The organism is Nocardia sp. CDC519 (assembly GCF_059509835.1).
In genome coordinates, this window is the sequence record NZ_CM183377.1 from 2,048,331 (window position 1) to 2,065,660 (window position 17,330).

Sequence of the window (17,330 nt, forward strand, 5' to 3'; positions counted from 1 at the left end):
GGCTCACGGGGCCGTCTGTCACCGGAAGGGGGTCGCGTTGCTCAACAGCGGTGACGTTTTCGCCGGGTTCACCATCGAGCGACTGCTCGGCCAAGGGGGCATGGGATCGGTGTACCTGGCCCGTCATCCCCGGCTGGACAAGCAAACCGCGCTCAAGCTGCTGAACCGGGATCTGTTCGCCGACGCCTCGGTACGCGCGCGTTTCGAACGCGAGGCCGACCTGGCCGCCCAGCTCGACCATCCGAGCATCGTCGCGGTCTACGACCGTGGCACCGAAGCCGATCAGCAGTGGATCAGCATGCAGTACATCGATGGCGCCGACGCGTCGTCGGTGACCGCGCTGACCCTGCCGCCCGAACGTGCGGTGCAGATCATCGAAGGGGTCGCCGACGCCCTCGATTACGCGCACGGCATCGGCGTGCTACATCGGGATGTGAAGCCGGGCAACATCTTGCTGGCCCGTTCCAGCGCGGGCCACGGCGAACGGGTATTCCTCACCGACTTCGGCCTGGCCCGCTTGCGGGCGCAGACCACCCAGCTCACCCAGCAGGGCATGTTCACCGCCACCCTGGCCTTCGCCTCGCCGGAGCAGATGACCGGCTCCGAACTCGACGGCCGTTCCGACCAGTACTCGCTGGCGTGCACGCTGTATTGGCTGCTCACCGGTATGGCCCCGTTCGATTCGCCGAACCCGGCCGACATCATCCACGGCAATCTGCAACTGGCCGCGCCGCCGCTGGCGGTGAAACGGCGCGGGCTGCCGCAGTCTCTGGATGCGGTGCTCACGGTCGCGATGGCCAAGCATCCGAGCCACCGTTTCGGCACGTGTGTGGAATTCGCCGCGGCCGCCCGGCACGCGCTGAGCAACCCGGGGTATCAGCCGGTGCCCCCGCGCGGCGCGCCGCCGGCGGCCTACCCGCCGCCCGTCGCGGGGTATCCGGCCGTGCCGCCGATGGCCCAGGCCCCGGCTGCCGCGCCGATGCCCCCGGCCCCGGCTGCCGCGCCGATGCCGCAGCATCCGCCGGCGGCGCCGATGACCCCGGCCGCGCCGCCGTATCCGGCCCAGCACGGTATGCCCGACCAGACCGCCAGCGCGGGCTCGGCGGCCCCGCAGGCTCCTCCGGCTCCGCCGGCCGGGCAGCCCTCCTATGCGGTACAGCAGAGTGCGCCCGCCGATCAGGCACCTCAGCCGGGTGGTCCGGCGGCCCAGGGCGTCGCTTCATCCGCCGGACAGCCGGGCGGCGGTTCCTTCGCGCCGTCGCCGGCGCGGGGGCAGCCCGGCGCCATGCCGCTACCTGTGGAAAGCGTTATCCCACAAGCGGTTCCCTCGACCGCGTCCGGTTCGGACTCGCGCGGGCAGGCCGATCCCGCAGTAGGATCCGAGGCACAGCAGTCCGGGCCGAACGGGCACGAGACACCCGCTGGGTCGAGTGCCGGGACCGATTCCGGGAACTCGGGAGCCGGCGGTGCGGTCGTGAGCGACTCGGCCAGCGGCACCGGTCATCCGGGGGAGTCCGCCGGTACCGGCGACGCCGCTGACACCGGCGGCAACGACAACAGCAACCATCCGACCACGGTGACCGCCTATCCCGGATCTCAGGCCGCGTCGTCGCTTCGGCTCAAAGGCGAACCCGCACAACCGGCTTCACCGGACGCCGGTAACGGGTCGTCCGGCGCGCCCGCAACCGCCGCCCCGCAGGGTCATCGGCAACCCGCGCACAACGGCGGCCCGGGATTCGGCGCCGCACCTCCGTACGCTCCGAATCCGCATCCGGGGCAACAAGCTCCGGTCAAACGCGGCAGCAGTCCGGCATTGATAGCGGTGTTCACCATCGTCGGCTTCCTCGTGGTACTGCTGGTGCTCGCGGTCGTGGTGCTCGTGGTCGGCGGCGACGACAGCGACGAGGCCGCTGCCTCGGCAGGGTCCACGTCGACGTTCACACCGGCGAAAGACATCACCCCGCAGGAGGATCCGGTCGAGCGCAGCCGCCGCATCTTCCCGAGCCTGCTACCGCAGGGAACAGCTGACACCGGCCAGGGGTATCAGGGTGCCGTGTGCACCGCCTACGAGCCCGATGATCCGGTACGCATCGAAGACCGCGCACTGTCGTCACGCCCGTGGACAACGGTGTGGGAGTGCCGTCGCCGCGTCGAATCCGATACGCACATGAGCTACACCATCGTGGTGTACGAGGACGCCGACGATGCGCGGGCTGTGCTCGGCGAACTTCCGCCCAATTCCCGCAGCACCGGGGCCAAGAGCGGGGCGGCGTACACCTCCTACCACTGGATCGAGCCGGAACCGGACGGGCCGCTGACCACCACCCATCTGGTGGTGGGTTTCGGCGGTGCCGATCCGATCCGCGCGAATGCCTTGATCTCGGTGCGGCACTCCGGTCCGATCGCCGACGAATTCGGCCGGCTGTCCTCGGAGAACGCCGTCATGCAGTGGTGGGCGGACGCGCCGCTGTAAACCACCGACGGCCGGCGTTGCCGATAGCGAACGGCCCGGTGCGCGGCAGATCGCGTACCGGGCCGTTCGTCGTCACCCGTCAGTCGACGGCCAGCGCCTCCACGATCGGCATCCGCGCCGCGCGCACGGCGGGCGGGATCGAGCCGAGCAGCGCCAGCAGCAGCGCGAGCGTGCCGTAGACCAGCAGCAGCGGGCTCGGTTCCCACACGACGTCGATGGTCATCGCATGGCCGATCGCGATGGTGGACAGATACTGCACCACCACGCCCACCACCAGACCGATGGCCGCGCCGGTGATGCCGATGCCGGCCGCCTCGGCCAGCACCGAGCGCAGCAGGAACTTGCGGCCGGTGCCCATGGCCCGCAGCACACCGAGTTCGCGGCGCCGATCCAGCACCGACAGCATCAAGGTGTTCAGCAGCGCCACCGTCGCCACCAGCACCACGATCCACAGGATGGCGTTGCTCATCGACGTGCCCTGCCGCAAGCTCGCCGAAATCGCGTCCACCGCTTCGCTTCCGGACTGGATACTCAACTGCGGCCCGGCCAGCTCGCGGATCGCGGCCTTCGCCGCCGCGACGTCGACGCCCGGTTTCAGGTCGATGCCGATGATGGTCTCACCGGGCCGCTGATACCACTCGTGTAGTCGCGAAATATCCATCACCACGATGCCGGAGATCACCGAGAAGTACGGGATCACCTGCACCACCCGCACCGTGTGGTCGCCGGTCGGGGTCGGCAGCGTCAACTCGTCGCCCACCTCGGCGCCGAGCGAGCGCGAGACATCGCGGGAGAGCACCACACCCGTGCCGGTGCCCATCTGCTCGGCGCTGGCCGGCGTGATCGCGCCCTGCACCTGGGTGACGACGTCGGAGGGGTACCCCTGCAACATCACCCGTCCGGTACCGAGGGTCGCGAATGCCATCTGTCCCGCGCGTGCCTGCTCCACCTCGGGGAGCGCGGCGATCTTGTCCACCAGGCCCTCCGGTAGCAGCGGCCCGGTGGGGAACTGCTCCATCGACACCGGGCTCACGTACAGATCGGTATCGCCGAGATCCTCGAACGAGGTCGTCGCCGAGTCGACCAAATTGCTCGACGCCCCACCCGTCGACACGGTCGCCGCGACGCCGATCATCACCGTCATCATCGTCGCCCATACCCGGCGCGGCGCGCGTTCGAGTGTGGTCGCGCCCAACGCTCCCGGTGCGCCGAACCAGCGCGCCACCACGGCCGAGGCGTGCACGATCGGCCCGGTCGCCGCGAAGCACAGCGCCACCGCCGCGCCGAACGACAGTGAGATCGCGGCCAGCGAGAAGCGCCCGAGGTCGGTGCGCGCGATGACGACCGCCGCAACGGCCAGCGCGATACCGAGAACGGCTGCGGCCCAGCGCAGCACCGGACTCGTGGCATCGCTGCGCCCAACCCCGATCGGCACCAGCGCCTCGATCGGCTGCACCTTGTACACCTGACGTGCGGCGATACCCGCAGCGGCGACACTGGCCAGCACACACGCCGCGATCGCCAGCGGTACCGCGTACCCGGGAACCATGTATTCGGTGCGGGCCTCGACCGATTGCACGATCGCCGCTGGCAACTGCGCGATCGAGACCCGGCCCATGAAGATGCCGACCACCGCGCCCACCGCACCGCCGAACAAGCCGAGCAGGGCGGCCTCGACCAGCAGATCGCGCACCATCGGCCCGCGCTTGCCGCCGATCGCGCGCAGCAGCGACAGGGTGGGCCTGCGCTGGGCCACCGCCATGCTCATCGCGTTGTAGATGAGGAACGCGGACACGATCAGCGCGGCCGCCGCGGCCATCAGCGTCGAGTACCGCACGATCATGATCGCGCCGCCGGCCTGCGCGGTGCGCAAACCGGGATCGGCGACCACAGCCCGTCCATCGACCGCGTCGGTCAGCGCGGCGCGTAGCGCCTCGATATCGGTGCCGGGTGCGGCGAGGATCTGCACCGAATCCAGCCGCCCGGCCCGATCGGTGATCTTCTGCGCCAGCGGCAACGGCGCGGCCACGATATGGCCGGAGTTGAGTTTGCCGGAGGTCTCGGGATCGAGCACCCCGGCGACGGTGACGGTGGCCGACCCCAGCGGGAACTGCTCACCTTCGGCACGGCCGACCGCGTCACCGACCAGCACCCCGTTGGGCACCGAGAGCAGCTTCGCGGCCATGGCGCTCATCGGCCCGGCCAGTTCGCTGCCGAGGGCGGCGACGGAGGCGTCGGCACCGATCAGGAGCGTGCGATCCGCACCGGTGCCCACCTGGGCACGCAACATCGGCACCGCACTCTCCACGCCAGGAGTGGTGGCGATCGGCGCGAGCAACGCCTGTTCGAAACCGGCATCGGTGATGCCGGTGATCTCGAGGACCGCATCGCCGCCGAGTCCGCGGGTGAGCCGGTCGACCGATCCGGTGACCGAGCCCGCGATGCTGAGGACCGAAACCAGCAGGCCGGCCGAGACACCCATGACGGTCAGCGACATCATGGTGCGCCCGCGGTGGGCGAGGAGTTCGCCGATATTGAACAGCCGTAGCCGATCCCATGCGGCGCGGATCATGCGTTGACCGTCCGCTCGGCACGCTCGTCGGAGCCGATCTTGCCGTCGCGCAGGGTGACCACCCGGTCGCAGTAGCGAACCGCACCCATATCGTGGGTCACCATCACCACCGAATTGCCCGAGCCGGCCACCTCACCGAGCAGTTCGAGAATCGAGGCGCCGGTCTTGGAATCGAGGTTGCCAGTGGGCTCGTCGGCCAGGATCAGCGGCGGGTCCATGATCAGCGACCGTGCCACCGCCACCCGCTGCATCTGACCGCCGGACATTTCCGCGGGCCGGTGTTCGGCCCGCTCGGCCAAGCCGACCCGGTCCAGCAGCTCCAGCGCGCGCGGCTTGGCCTTGCGTAGTCCGGTGCCGTCGAGCAACTTCGGGATGGCGACGTTTTCCCAGGCCGACAGCGTCGGGAGCAGATTGAAGAACTGGAACACGAAACCGACCCGGTGCCTGCGGAATTCGGATTGACGCTCCTCATCGAGGCTGCCGATCTCCTCACCCTGGAATCGGATAGAACCCGAGTCGGGGCTGTCGAGCGCGCCGAGCAGATGCAGCAGCGTGCTCTTGCCCGAGCCGGACGGTCCGATGATCGAGGTGAATTCGCCCGCCGCGATGTCCAGGCTGATCCCGTCGAGGGCGCGTACCACCTGGTCGCCGACCAGATACTCCTTGTTGACGTTCGACAGTTCCAGCACGGCTGGTTGCGTCATCGCGTTCCCCGCCCTCTCTCTAGCGTGTATTTCGTTGGGTAGGCGCGTGTTCGACGACGCCTCCGGGATCGGCCGGTGCGACGCTACCGTGCCATCGCCTCGGCCGCGCTCGGGTGGCGTCGATTCGGGCCGTCCAGCAGCGCATGGAGTTCGGGCTGTTCGGCGCACAGTTCGAGGTAGGCCTCCAGCTGCGGCCTGCCCTGTTCGTGGGCTTCCTCCAGCTTGGCCTCCAAGTGCACGTTCCACCGGTTGCGCAGCGCCAGCAGCAGCCCCTGCCGCCCACCGAAGAGGCGGTCGAGATCGGGCAGGCCGTCGAAGAGATCGGGGCGGTGCGGATCGATGGCAGCGCGAGCGAGCACGGTGTGCATGATGTCGATGCGGGTGTGCTGATCTTCCCAGGTCATGGCTTCTGGCCTTTCGTGAGCTGGGTCTTCGGGTTTGCGGGAGCCACGCCACTCGAGAGCGTCGATTCACGCTACAAACGCGGCCGCGGCGTTGTCGTCGTGCCAGGGACGCGAATTCTTCTCCTACCGTGGGTGGAGAGGCGGCCCGATCACCGGACGATGTGCCGGAGCCGGCCGGGCGAATATCCTGGCAGGATGAGTGCGAGCAGCGTCACACCCGAGCCGGGGTTCGTCGGCCCGGTGGCGCCGTTCCGGGAGAGCGGGCGCCTCCGCGATCGGATCGTGGCCTTCGTACGCAGCCCGTGGGCGGCGTTCCGGCGCAATCTCGACGAATTGCCGTTCGACTATCCGCCCGGCGTGGTCATCATCGCCGACCTGGCGTTCTTGCTCACCGGTATCGCCGCCACCGTTCAGCGGCACGAGTACTTCCCGTCGGCGCTGCCGCTGCTGGCACTGGCGCTGTTGTTTGCCTCGCTGCCGCTGTTCGCCTTTCTCGGTGTGGTACCCACCCCGGCCCAGCTGATGGTCACCTCGCTGGGCGCCACCGTGATGTATCTCGCGCAGCCCGTCGCGACCGATTTCGCGCCCTTCGTGCTGGTCGTCGCGGCGGGCGAGGTCGCGGCGATCTCCTCGAAACGGGTCAGCGTGCCCTTTGTGGTGGTCTCGATCGGCCTGCTGGTGATGTTCGACAGCTTCGGCAAACTGCCCTGGCTCGAGGATTCGGTGCCCCTCGAGGGCATGCCGATGTACGCACTGGGCATCGTGCTCGGCTGGATGGTCGGCGTCATGCTGCAATCACAGCGGCGGTTCCTCTACCAGGAACGCGAATACCAGGGCATCCGCGCGGCCCAGGCGGCCGCCGAGGAACGCAGGCGGATCGCCCGTGAGGTGCACGACGTCATCGCGCATTCGCTCAGCGTCACCCTGTTGCATCTCACGGCCGCACGGCACTCGCTACAGACCGACCGCGATGTCGACGAGGCCGTCGACGCGCTGACCGACGCCGAACGTCTCGGCCGCCAGGCCATGGCCGATATCCGCCGCACCGTGGGGCTGCTGGACGGGCCGTCCAAGAATCTGGCCGAACCGAGCGCCGAGGACATCGCCGCCCTGCTCGATGATTTCGCGCGGGCCGGGCTGTCCATCGACGCGAAGATCACCGGCGACCTCGACTCGGTCTCCGCCGCCGTCGGTCTCGCGCTCTACCGCATCGGCCAGGAGTCGCTGGCCAATGTCGCCAAGCACGCGCCGGGCGCCGATGTGTGTTTCCGGCTGGCGGTCGATCCGCTGACCGTCACCCTGGCCGTCGCGAACACCTTGCCCGCCGGCTCGCTCACGAGCGGGACAGGAATGGGACTGACGGGGATGCGCCATCGGGCCGAACTGCTCGGCGGCCGGATGACCGCGGGACCGGATGGCGACGGCTGGTCGGTCGAGGCGCGATTTCCGCACGCTCCGCCACGGACGAGCGTGCTCTGCGGGTGGTTGACCGGCGGACTGCCGGTGACCCTGGGACCGAGGGGACGGCGCGACCACGATGTGGCCTTCGGGCCGAGTGGTCCGATAAGACAGGAGAACGCGTGACCACTGCGGCAACGGAGACCACGATCGCGGTACTGGTGGTCGACGACCAGGAGTTGGTTCGCGGCGGACTGCGCCGGATCCTGCGCCGCCGCGACGGTTTCGTCGTCACCGAATGTGCCGACGGTGACGAGGTCGTTTCCGCCATTTCGGCCGAACCGCCCGACGTCATCCTGATGGATCTACGGATGAAACGGGTCGGCGGCATCGAGGCGACCCGGCTGGTCCGGATGCGCCCGGATGCACCGCCGGTGCTGGTGCTGACGACCTTCGACGACGATCAACTGCTCTCCGGGGCGCTGCGCGCCGGCGCGGCCGGATTCCTGCTCAAGGATTCCCCGGCCGAGGATCTCATCCGCGCCGTGCGCACCGTGGCAGGCGGTGGCGCCTGGCTCGACCCAGCGGTGACCGGCCGGGTGCTGTCGGCGTATCGCACGGTGCGCCCGGCGACACCGACGGATGCCAGGCTGGCCGAGCTGACCGCCCGCGAGTACGAAGTCCTCGAGCTCATCGGCCGCGGCCGGGTCAACTCCGAAATCGCTCGTGAGCTCGGCATCTCAGAGGTCACCGTGAAAAGCCATGTCGGACACATATTCGGCAAGCTGGATCTGCGCGATCGGGCCGCCGCGATCGTGTTCGCGTTTGACCACGGGGTGGTCTCACCAGGACAATCCACTGTTTGACGGGCAGGTTCCGGTCCCGGACCGCACGGTCGCAGACGACCGCGACCAGCGCCCGGGAGTGGAGGATTGACACCGGTGGTGGCACCTGGGTCCGACGTGGGAAAACGGTTCGGGCCGTACGAGTTGCGGTCGTTGCTGGGCAAGGGGGGCATGGGTGAGGTCTACGAGGCCTACGACACGGTCAAGGACCGGGTAGTCGCGCTCAAACTGCTCTCCGACGAGCTGGCCCAGGATCCGGAGTATCAGGTCCGGTTCCGGCGCGAATCGCAGGCCGCGGCGCGGCTGGCCGAACCGCACATCATCCCCATCCACGACTGGGGCGTGATCGACGGCAGGCTGTTCATCGACATGCGGCTGGTTCCCGGCTCGGATCTGCGCACCATCCTGCAGACCAGTGGCGCGCTGAGCCCGCATCGCGCGGTGTCGATCATCGAGCAGATCGCCGCGGCCCTCGACGCCGCCCATGCCGACGGACTCGTGCACCGCGACGTCAAACCCGCCAACATCCTGGTCACCGAGGCGGGCTTCGCCTACCTCGCCGATTTCGGCATCGCCCACACCGAAGGCGACAGCGCCATCACCATGGTCGGCGTCGCCATCGGCTCCTACACCTATATGGCGCCGGAGCGCTTCGATATCGGCCCGGTCACCAGCCGCGCCGACATCTATTCGCTGGCCTGCGTACTGCACGAATGCCTCACCGGCGCCTCGCCGTTCCCCGCGGCCAGCATGAGCGTGCTGATCCGATCGCATCTGGCCGAACCGCCGCCGCGTCCGAGCGTGCAACGCCCCGGCGTGCCGGCCGCGCTGGACGCGGTGATCGCGCGCGGCATGGCCAAGGATCCGAACGACAGGTTCCCCACCGCGGCCGAACTCGCCCGCGCTGCCCGGGCCGCGCTGCCTGCCGCCGCGGGTGCGCCCGCGGCCGGGTCGGCGCCCGCGACCGGTGGTTTCGCGCGTTTGGTGGTGCGGCCGCCGGATCCGTCGCGGACCGGCGAGCTGAGCGCGGTGGCGCCGGAGTCGACCGGCGAGGTGTCGTTGCCCGTCATCCGTCCGAGCGGACCGACCGAGGTGAGCCCGACCGAAACCCAGTTCACGCTGCCGACCCAGGAGATCGGGGTGGCGCCGGGAACCGGCCCGGTGCCGCAAGTGCGCCCGTTCCCCGACGCGCACCTGTACGAGGGTGCGCAGCTGCACCCCGCGGTCGATCCCGCCGCGCGACCCGATCTGCCCGACTATGCGGGCCCGGCCGCGCCGACCCTGCTGGGCGGGATCGCCGCAGCGGCGTCCACCGGCTCCGGTGGCGAGTCCGGCACCGCACCGCGCGGCCACGACGGAGGTGACGCACCGTACCCGCCCAGCGAGACGACCCGCGTCTACGGCGCCGCCGAATCCGCGCCCACCGCCCGCCATCCCGGCGCCGCCGGGTACCGCGACGACGAAGACCGCGCCGGCTACCCGGCCGATCAGGAAACCCGCTTCTACGGCGCGGGTGGCTTCGGCGCACGCCCCGACGACGACCGAGCTGCCGATGACGGGCCCGCGGGCGGCTACCCCGCCGATCAGGAAACCCGGATCTACGGCGCGCCGGTGGAACCGCCTCCCGGCCACGCACCCGCCTATGGCTCGTCACCGGGATATCCCCAGCCGGCCGGTTACGGCGCACCCCCGCCCCCGCCCTACGGTGAACACGCCGGTTACGGCGCCCCCGACCCGCGGGTCGGCGGATACGGCGAGGAGTACGGCGCCGAGCGCGGTGGCTATCCGCCCGGCGGGCACCCACCCGCCGGATACCAGCCCGACCCATATGCGCATGACCCCTACGCGCACGACCCTTATGCGCCACAGGGGCGTCGCCGTTCGGTGGTGCTGCCCATCGTGATCGGTGTGCTGGTGGTCGCCGTCATCGCCATCGGCGCCGTGGTCGGCTTGCAGATGTTCGGCTCCGATGACGCCGAGTCGACCACCGCACAGACTACCGCCGCCGCGCCCACCTCGGCCGCCGCCCGCACCGGCGGCACCACGGGTTCGGCCAGGACCTCGACCACATCGGCCCGGCCGACGCCGATCGCGTTGCCACCGGGTGCCCGCCCGTGCGGTCCACCGGCGACGGTCGCCTTCGCCAACGCCGCGGTCGGTACTCAGGTGACCAGCTGCGAGTTCGCCGAGGAGGTCCGCAAGGCCTACGCCGCGGCGGCCGGCGGTGGGCGCGGTAGCGCGCCCGCTTCGGTTGTCGCCGCCAGCCCCATCACCGGCCGGACCTACACCATGAGCTGTTCCGAGCAGGATCGGCTCGTCACTTGCACCGGCGGGGACAACGCCGTGGTGTACGTGTACTGAGGTCAGGCGAATCCGGTCGATTGTCCAGTAGGTGAGTCGTCGAGATCGGTTGTGCGTAACCGGGTTCGGTCGCGAGCGATCGGGTATTCTCGGCGCCCCGGGCCGTTGCCGCAGCACCGCAACAGGCGGTCCGGGCGCCGAACAAGTACGGTTTCCGGATGCTGCACCGACACCGAGACCGGGGGGAGATCGCAACCAGAATGTGTCGAAACATGCCAACTGAACACGCGGGACGCTTCCCTGAGATCCGACGGCGGGCGGCCGTGGTCGTCGCCGTGCTGACGGCGCTAGTGGTGGTGTCGTGCGGCAGCGAGGCCGAGCCCGCGACACCGGCGATGCCGAGTGTCACCGAGGCGGCGGCCAAGGCCGAGCACGAGGGCCTCTCGATCGTCGTCCCCGGGACGCTGGCCGCCGATATCGCCGAGCTGAGCAAGAGCCAGCAGGGGCGGCTCGGCCTGGCGATCATGCCGGTCGGCGGGGAAAAGCTGGTGACCTTCGGTGATTGGACCACCGGCCCGGCCTGGTCGACGATGAAGGTGCCCTTGGCCATTGCCGCGCTGCGCAAGAGCCAGGGCAGCCCGTCGTATTCGACGACCGCGGCCATCACCGCTTCCGACAACTCCGCCGCCGACGCGCTGTGGCAGTCGCTCGGTACCCCGCAGGAGGCGGCGCAGGCGGTGCAATCGGTGTTGCGCGAGGGCGGTGACGCGGTGACCACCGTTCCCGCCACCAAGGCCAGGTCGGAATTCTCGGCTTTCGGCCAGGCCGAATGGGCGCTGGCCGATCAGGTGCGTTTCGCTTCGCGGCTGCCGTGCCTGCCGGACTCGGCCGAGGTCGTCGCCTTGATGGGGCAGATCATTCCGAATCACCAGTGGGGGCTGGGTTCGGTGTTCGCGGCCGCCGACTTCAAGGGCGGCTGGGGTCCCGATTCCGAAGGTGCCTATCTGGTGCGCCAATTCGGCCTCGTCCCGGCGGCGGGCGGGCAGATCGCGGTCGCGTTCGCCGCCCAGCCCGCGTCGGGCAACTTCTCCGACGGGATGACCATGCTCAACAAGATGGCGACGTTGATTTCGCAGCATCTGCGCGAACTCAGCGGCGGGAAGTGCCCCTCCTGAGTCCCGCGGTCACTGTTACTCATCGTTCACGGGGGCGGGGCTCCATCGGAGCCCGATGCGAGGCAAGATAGCGGCCATGCGCATCGGAGTCTTGACCGGAGGCGGAGACTGCCCAGGGCTGAATGCTGTGATCCGCGCCGTCGTACGCACCGCGAACGGGCGTTACGGTGACGCGATCGTCGGTTTCCAGGACGGCTGGCGCGGCCTACTCGAGGATCGCAAGATCCAGATCTTGAACGACGACCGAACCGACCGGCTGCTCAACAAGGGCGGCACCATGCTCGGCACCGCACGCACCAATCCCGACGTGCTGCGCGACGGGCTCGGCCGGATCCAGCAGACCCTCGACGACAACGGCATCGAGGCCCTCATCCCGATCGGCGGTGAAGGCACCCTCACCGCGGCCAGCTGGCTGTCCGACGAAGGTGTGCCGGTCGTCGGCGTGCCCAAAACCATCGACAACGACATCGACTGCACCGACGTCACATTCGGCCACGACACCGCGCTGGCCATCGCCACCGAGGCGATCGACCGGTTGCACACCACCGCCGAATCGCATCAGCGGGTCATGCTGGTCGAGGTCATGGGCAGGCACGCGGGCTGGATCGCGATCCACGCGGGCATGGCGGCGGGTGCTCACCTCACCCTGGTGCCCGAGGTTCCCTTCGACGTCCAGCAGGTGTGCGCGATGATCAAGCGCCGTTTCCAGCGTGGTGACAAGCATTTCATCTGTGTGGTGGCCGAAGGATCGCATCCCGCGCCCGATTCCGGATTCACCCTGCGCGAGGGCGGTGTCGACGAGTTCGGGCACGAGCGGTTCACCGGTGTCGCCCAGCAGCTCGGCGTGGAGATCGAGCGCCGGATCGGCAAAGAGGTTCGCACCACGGTGCTCGGGCACGTGCAGCGCGGCGGCAGCCCGACCCCGTACGACAGGGTGCTGGCCACCCGTTTCGGACTGCATGCCGCCGAGGCCGTGCACGCCGGGCATTTCGGGCAGATGGTCGCGTTGCGGGGTACCGAGATCGGCCTGGTGCCATTGTCGGAGGCGACCAAACAGCTCAAACGGGTCCCGGCCGAGCGGTATCGGGAAGCCGAGGCGTTCTTCGGCTGAGCGGTCCGCCTCGGTGCGGCATCGCTGTGCGGCTTCCGCGGAAACGCGTGCCCGATCAGTACTGTGAAGATCATGCGTGCGCGACGAGTGGCGGTACTGGTGCTGTCGATGGTGGCCGCGATGGTGCTGGCCGGGTGCTCCGACGACGGGTCCGATTCCGGATCGGCGACGGAGAACCCGGTACGCGGTGACTGGCACGGCAAGATCGACGTCCCCGGCCAGCCCCTCGAGATCGGGGTGGACTTCCTGTCCGCCGACAGTGCCACCATCGACATTCCGTCGCAGGGCGTAGCGGATGTGTCGCTCGACGAAGTCGTCGCGGAACCGGATCGGGTGGAGTTCACCATTCCCGACATACCGGGCGATCCCGCCTTCCATGGCCGACTCGACACCGGCGCCGGGCAGATCACCGGCGATTTCACCCAGTCCGGGCAGACATTCCCGCTGGTCATGCGGCCCGGCGCGCTGACGCCCGCGGCTCGCCCGCAGGAACCGAAACCGCCGTTCCCGTACGAATCCGAGGACGTCAGCTACCCGAACGGCGACATCACCATCGCCGGCACGCTGACCAAACCCGAAGGTGACGGCCCGTTCCCGGCCGTGCTGATGCTGACCGGCAGTGGCCCGCAGGATCGCAATGAAGAACTGTTCGGGCACAAGCCGTTTCTGCTGCTCGCCGATACGCTCACCCGCGCCGGGTACGCGGTACTGCGCACCGATGACCGCGGCGTCGGCGGCACCAGCGGCGATCTCGATCAGGCCACCTACGACGATCTGGCGGGCGATGCCGCGGCCGGGGTGGTTTACCTGCGCACCCGCGACGATATCGACCCGGCGCGCGTCGGCCTGTTCGGGCACAGCGAGGGCGGCTACCTGGCCCCGCTGGTCGCATCGAAACCCGACAGCGGGGTGGCGTTCGCGATCCTGATGGCCGGGCCCGCCGTCCCGGGCGGGGATGTGCTGATCGAACAGAACCGCGCGCTGTTCGCCGCCGGCGGCGCGTCCCCGGAGGAGACCGCCGCGCAGGTCGGCTACATCACCGCGCTGGCCGACGCGATGCGGGCAGGCGATCTCGACAAGGCCCGGCAGGTGGCGCGCGAGCACAACCAGACGCTGCCGGAAGGCCAGCGGATGACCGACGAACAGATCGACGCCCTGCTCACCCCGTCGATGACCTCGTTCATGAGCTACGACCCGGCTCCCGCGCTGTCGGCGCTGCGGGTGCCGGTGCTCGCCTTCTTCGGCGAGAAGGATCTGCAGGTCCTGCCGAGCCAGAACGAACAGCCGATGCGCGATCTGCTCGCAGGCGACCCGGATGCCACCGTGCACACCTTCCCCGGGCTCAACCACCTGATGCAGCCCGCCGGAACCGGATTGCCCAGCGAGTATTCGACCATCGAGACCACCATCGCGCCCGAGGTGCTCGACTACGTGAAGGACTGGCTCACCCAGCGGGTGCCGGCGAATTAGCCGCGCGCCGAGCATGCGCGGACCGTCGGCACGCCCGCCGGTAGCCCTTACATAGACTGTTCGCCATGAGCGCACCTACCGTCGAACTGATGGATTACGCCGATGTCGTGACCCGGTACGAGCCGGTGCTCGGCATGGAGGTTCACGTCGAGCTGTCCACCGCGACCAAGATGTTCTGCGGGTGCCCCACCGAGTTCGGCGCCGAACCGAATACCCAGGTGTGCCCGGTGTGCCTCGGCCTGCCCGGATCGCTGCCGGTGGTGAACGAGAAGGCCGTCGAATCGGCCATCCGCATCGGCCTGGCGCTCAACTGTTCGATCACCCCGTGGGGCCGGTTCGCGCGCAAGAACTACTTCTACCCGGATCAGCCGAAGAACTACCAGATCAGCCAGTACGACGAGCCCATCGCCACCGAAGGGCACCTGGATGTGGTGCTCGACGACGGCAGCACCTTCCGCGTCGACATCGAGCGCGCGCACATGGAAGAAGACACCGGCAAGTCGGTGCACATCGGCGGCGCCACCGGCCGCATCCACGGCGCCAGCCATTCGCTGCTCGATTACAACCGCGCCGGTGTGCCGCTGATCGAGATCGTCACCAAGCCGATCACCGGCGCGGGGGAGCGGGCGCCGGAGGTGGCGCGCGCGTACGTGACGGCGCTGCGCGATCTGCTGAAGTCGCTGCACGTGTCCGACGTCAAGATGGAGCAGGGTTCGCTGCGCTGCGACGCCAACGTCTCGCTGATGCCGGTCGGCGCCACCGAATTCGGCACCCGCACCGAGACCAAGAATGTCAACTCGCTGCGCAGCGTGGAGGTGGCCGTCCGCTACGAGATGCGCCGTCAGGCGGCGGTGCTGGCCTCCGGCGGTTCGATCGTGCAGGAGACCAGGCATTTCCACGAGGCCGACGGCTCCACCTCGCCCGGGCGCCGCAAGGAGACCGCCGAGGACTACCGCTACTTCCCCGAACCGGACCTGCGCCCGGTCGCCCCGGACGCCGAGTGGATCGAGCAGTTGCGCACCACGATTCCGGAATACCCGTGGCTGCGCCGGGCCCGCATCCAGTCCGAGTGGGGACTGTCGGACGAGGTGATGCGCGATCTGGTGAACGCGGGCGCTCTCGATCTGATCATCGCCACCGTCGACGCGGGCGCACCGGCCAACGAGGCGCGCTCCTGGTGGGTGGCCTATCTGACCGAGAAGGCCAAGGAGCGCGAGGTCGCGCTGGAGGATCTGCCGATCACGCCCGCCCAGGTGGCCGAGGTGATCAAGCTGGTCGAGGCCAAGACGGTGAACAACAAGGTCGCCAAGCAGGTCGTCGACTTCGTGCTGGCCGGTGAGGGCGATCCGGCGCAGATCGTTGAGACCAAGGGCCTCGGCATGGTCAGCGATGAGGGCGCCCTGCAAGCCGAGGTCGACAAGGCGTTGGCCGCCAACCCCGATATCGCCGACAAGATCCGCTCCGGCAAGGTGCAGGCCGCCGGCAAGATCGTCGGCGACGTCATGAAGGCCACCCGCGGTCAGGCCGACGCGGCCCGCGTCCGCGAACTGGTGCTGGCCGCCTGCGGCGCCTGAGCCACCGGACAGCGAACTCCCGCCCGCGCTGATGCGCGGGCGGGAGTTCATGTTTCGGCTCCGGCGGCTGCGCGGCATCCGGTCACGACGCGGGCGCGCCGTGACCGGATTGTCAGCCCGGGATCAGTCCGGCCCACCTCCGCCGGCGGCGGGCGGCGGAATCCGTACCACCCGATCGTCGAACGGTCCCGGCGTGCCGCCCTCGTTCTTGTTGACCGTGGACACCCAGATGGTGCCATCACCGCCGGACGCCGCACCGCTGAGCTGGCCGTACTTGTCCTGCGCCACCAGGGTGGGTGCCGCGGTCACCGCATGGGTGTCCGGATCGGTGACGGCCAGCGCCAGCGCCTTCGCACCGGTCAGTGCGATCGCCACGCCGTCGGCGGCCGCCGCGCAGCCCGCGACGCCGGGACGATCCGGCCAGGTCCAGGCCGTGCTGACGGCACCGTCGGGTGCCAGTCGCTGCAACCGGTCCTCGGTCGCGGTGCGGTCGGTGATCCAGACGCCCTGGGTGCTGTCGAGGCAGATATCGCCGGCGGTGCCGATCCCGGAGATCACCACCTCCGGCGACGCCGAACCGTTGGGGCTCGGTGAATTCACCCGCAGCAGCTTGCCCGCCAGCGACGATTGCGCCGCGGCCGCGCCGGGATTGCCCGCGTCGCCGGTGAGTACCAGTAGCCGATCCGGCCCGGTGAATTCGATGGCGCCGCGATTACCGGTGGCGCCCTTCGGGATTCCGGTCAGCACCGGCTTCGGCGGGCCGCCGCCCTGGGCGATCCGCACCACCCGGTTATCGCTCGGGGTGGTGATGTAGGCGTAGAGCAGGCCGTCCTCGCCGTAGGTGGGCGAGAGCGCGAGATCGGTGAGTCCGCCGTCACCGGAACCGTCGACGTCGACGCGCGCGATCTCCACCGGCGGCTGCTCGGGCACCACCTTCATGATCCGTCCGGTGCGCCGTTCGGTGACCAGCGCGGACCCGCCGAGCGAGACCAGACCGCCGGTGGTGTCCAGGCAGGTCGCCACCACCGCCGGATCGGGGTCGATGCACGGCCCGCTCGGGCGGGTGGTCGAGGTCGGCGGCTGATCGGGCTTCTTCGGCTCGATATTCGCGCCGTGCAGCGTCGGCTCGGGCGTGAACGGACTGGACGCGGAATCATCGAACCGCGCGCAGCCACCCAGCAGCATCGAGCCGAGCACTGCCCCCACCACCAAGCGCCTCGCGCCAACCGACTTCATACCCCAAACGTAACGGAAACCTCGGACCGCGCGCCTGTCGCGGGTGCCCACCCGGTGTGGCCGAAAC

12 protein-coding genes are annotated in these 17,330 nt (G+C 69.5%); 8 read left to right on the forward strand and 4 right to left on the reverse strand.

Annotated elements, in window-relative coordinates; translation table 11 throughout:
* Nucleotides 1-37 precede the first annotated feature (37 nt).
* Complete coding sequence (locus tag AC5W7N_RS09110; RefSeq protein WP_495923512.1) at nucleotides 38-2,473, forward strand: serine/threonine-protein kinase; 2,436 nt, start codon at nucleotides 38-40, stop codon at nucleotides 2,471-2,473.
* A 79-nt stretch (nucleotides 2,474-2,552) separates the two neighbouring features.
* Here the strand turns inward: AC5W7N_RS09110 and AC5W7N_RS09115 are convergent, their stop codons facing one another.
* The 3 genes from AC5W7N_RS09115 to AC5W7N_RS09125 form a co-directional block, all read right to left on the reverse strand.
* Complete coding sequence (locus AC5W7N_RS09115) at nucleotides 2,553-5,045, reverse strand: FtsX-like permease family protein (protein ID WP_495923513.1); 2,493 nt, start codon at nucleotides 5,043-5,045, stop codon at nucleotides 2,553-2,555.
* Nucleotides 5,042-5,749, reverse strand: coding sequence for an ABC transporter ATP-binding protein (locus AC5W7N_RS09120; RefSeq protein WP_495923514.1), 708 nt, complete (start codon nucleotides 5,747-5,749; stop codon nucleotides 5,042-5,044). Before AC5W7N_RS09120 ends, AC5W7N_RS09115 begins: the two co-directional genes overlap by 4 nt.
* Before the next feature lie 83 nt (nucleotides 5,750-5,832).
* Nucleotides 5,833-6,153 (reverse strand): hypothetical protein, encoded by a 321-nt coding sequence (locus AC5W7N_RS09125; RefSeq protein ID WP_163817226.1) that lies wholly within the window; start codon nucleotides 6,151-6,153, stop codon nucleotides 5,833-5,835.
* Between the two features lie 195 nt (nucleotides 6,154-6,348).
* Here AC5W7N_RS09125 and AC5W7N_RS09130 point away from each other — a divergent pair, with 195 nt between their 5' ends.
* The 7 genes from AC5W7N_RS09130 to gatB all read left to right on the forward strand — a co-directional run bounded on the left by AC5W7N_RS09130 (nucleotide 6,349) and on the right by gatB (nucleotide 16,027).
* A complete protein-coding gene (locus tag AC5W7N_RS09130) occupies nucleotides 6,349-7,737 on the forward strand; it encodes a sensor histidine kinase (protein ID WP_194991963.1) in 1,389 nt (462 codons plus the stop codon).
* Complete coding sequence (locus tag AC5W7N_RS09135) at nucleotides 7,734-8,417, forward strand: response regulator (protein WP_163817230.1); 684 nt, start codon at nucleotides 7,734-7,736, stop codon at nucleotides 8,415-8,417. The genes AC5W7N_RS09130 and AC5W7N_RS09135 overlap by 4 nt, the downstream gene beginning before the upstream one ends.
* Before the next feature lie 78 nt (nucleotides 8,418-8,495).
* On the forward strand, nucleotides 8,496-10,757 hold the full coding sequence (locus AC5W7N_RS09140; RefSeq protein ID WP_495924065.1) for a serine/threonine-protein kinase: 2,262 nt from the start codon (nucleotides 8,496-8,498) through the stop codon (nucleotides 10,755-10,757).
* Between the two features lie 212 nt (nucleotides 10,758-10,969).
* On the forward strand, nucleotides 10,970-11,872 hold the full coding sequence (locus tag AC5W7N_RS09145) for a serine hydrolase (protein WP_178128404.1): 903 nt from the start codon (nucleotides 10,970-10,972) through the stop codon (nucleotides 11,870-11,872).
* Between the two features lie 76 nt (nucleotides 11,873-11,948).
* The gene (locus AC5W7N_RS09150; RefSeq protein WP_104359124.1) at nucleotides 11,949-12,983 is read left to right on the forward strand and encodes an ATP-dependent 6-phosphofructokinase; all 1,035 of its coding nucleotides are present in this window, start codon (nucleotides 11,949-11,951) and stop codon (nucleotides 12,981-12,983) included.
* Between the two features lie 72 nt (nucleotides 12,984-13,055).
* The gene (locus AC5W7N_RS09155; protein WP_495923515.1) at nucleotides 13,056-14,453 is read left to right on the forward strand and encodes an alpha/beta hydrolase family protein; all 1,398 of its coding nucleotides are present in this window, start codon (nucleotides 13,056-13,058) and stop codon (nucleotides 14,451-14,453) included.
* 65 nt (nucleotides 14,454-14,518) lie between these two features.
* A complete protein-coding gene (gatB, locus tag AC5W7N_RS09160) occupies nucleotides 14,519-16,027 on the forward strand; it encodes an Asp-tRNA(Asn)/Glu-tRNA(Gln) amidotransferase subunit GatB (protein ID WP_495923516.1) in 1,509 nt (502 codons plus the stop codon).
* A 123-nt stretch (nucleotides 16,028-16,150) separates the two neighbouring features.
* Here the strand turns inward: gatB and AC5W7N_RS09165 are convergent, their stop codons facing one another.
* A complete protein-coding gene (locus AC5W7N_RS09165) occupies nucleotides 16,151-17,263 on the reverse strand; it encodes a PQQ-dependent sugar dehydrogenase (protein WP_195007009.1) in 1,113 nt (370 codons plus the stop codon).
* Nucleotides 17,264-17,330: the final 67 nt, after the last annotated feature.

Excerpts from the sequence above, each read along its gene's own strand:
- AC5W7N_RS09165 (WP_195007009.1), bottom strand. The coding sequence starts at position 17,263 with ATGAAGTCGGTTGGCGCGAGGCGCTTGGTGGTGGGGGCAGTGCTCGGC.
- gatB (WP_495923516.1), top strand. The coding sequence starts at position 14,519 with ATGAGCGCACCTACCGTCGAACTGATGGATTACGCCGATGTCGTGACC.
- AC5W7N_RS09120 (WP_495923514.1), bottom strand. The coding sequence starts at position 5,749 with ATGACGCAACCAGCCGTGCTGGAACTGTCGAACGTCAACAAGGAGTAT.
- AC5W7N_RS09150 (WP_104359124.1), top strand. The coding sequence starts at position 11,949 with ATGCGCATCGGAGTCTTGACCGGAGGCGGAGACTGCCCAGGGCTGAAT.
- AC5W7N_RS09130 (WP_194991963.1), top strand. The coding sequence starts at position 6,349 with ATGAGTGCGAGCAGCGTCACACCCGAGCCGGGGTTCGTCGGCCCGGTG.
- AC5W7N_RS09115 (WP_495923513.1), bottom strand. The coding sequence starts at position 5,045 with ATGATCCGCGCCGCATGGGATCGGCTACGGCTGTTCAATATCGGCGAA.
- AC5W7N_RS09155 (WP_495923515.1), top strand. The coding sequence starts at position 13,056 with ATGCGTGCGCGACGAGTGGCGGTACTGGTGCTGTCGATGGTGGCCGCG.
- AC5W7N_RS09125 (WP_163817226.1), bottom strand. The coding sequence starts at position 6,153 with ATGACCTGGGAAGATCAGCACACCCGCATCGACATCATGCACACCGTG.
- AC5W7N_RS09145 (WP_178128404.1), top strand. The coding sequence starts at position 10,970 with ATGCCAACTGAACACGCGGGACGCTTCCCTGAGATCCGACGGCGGGCG.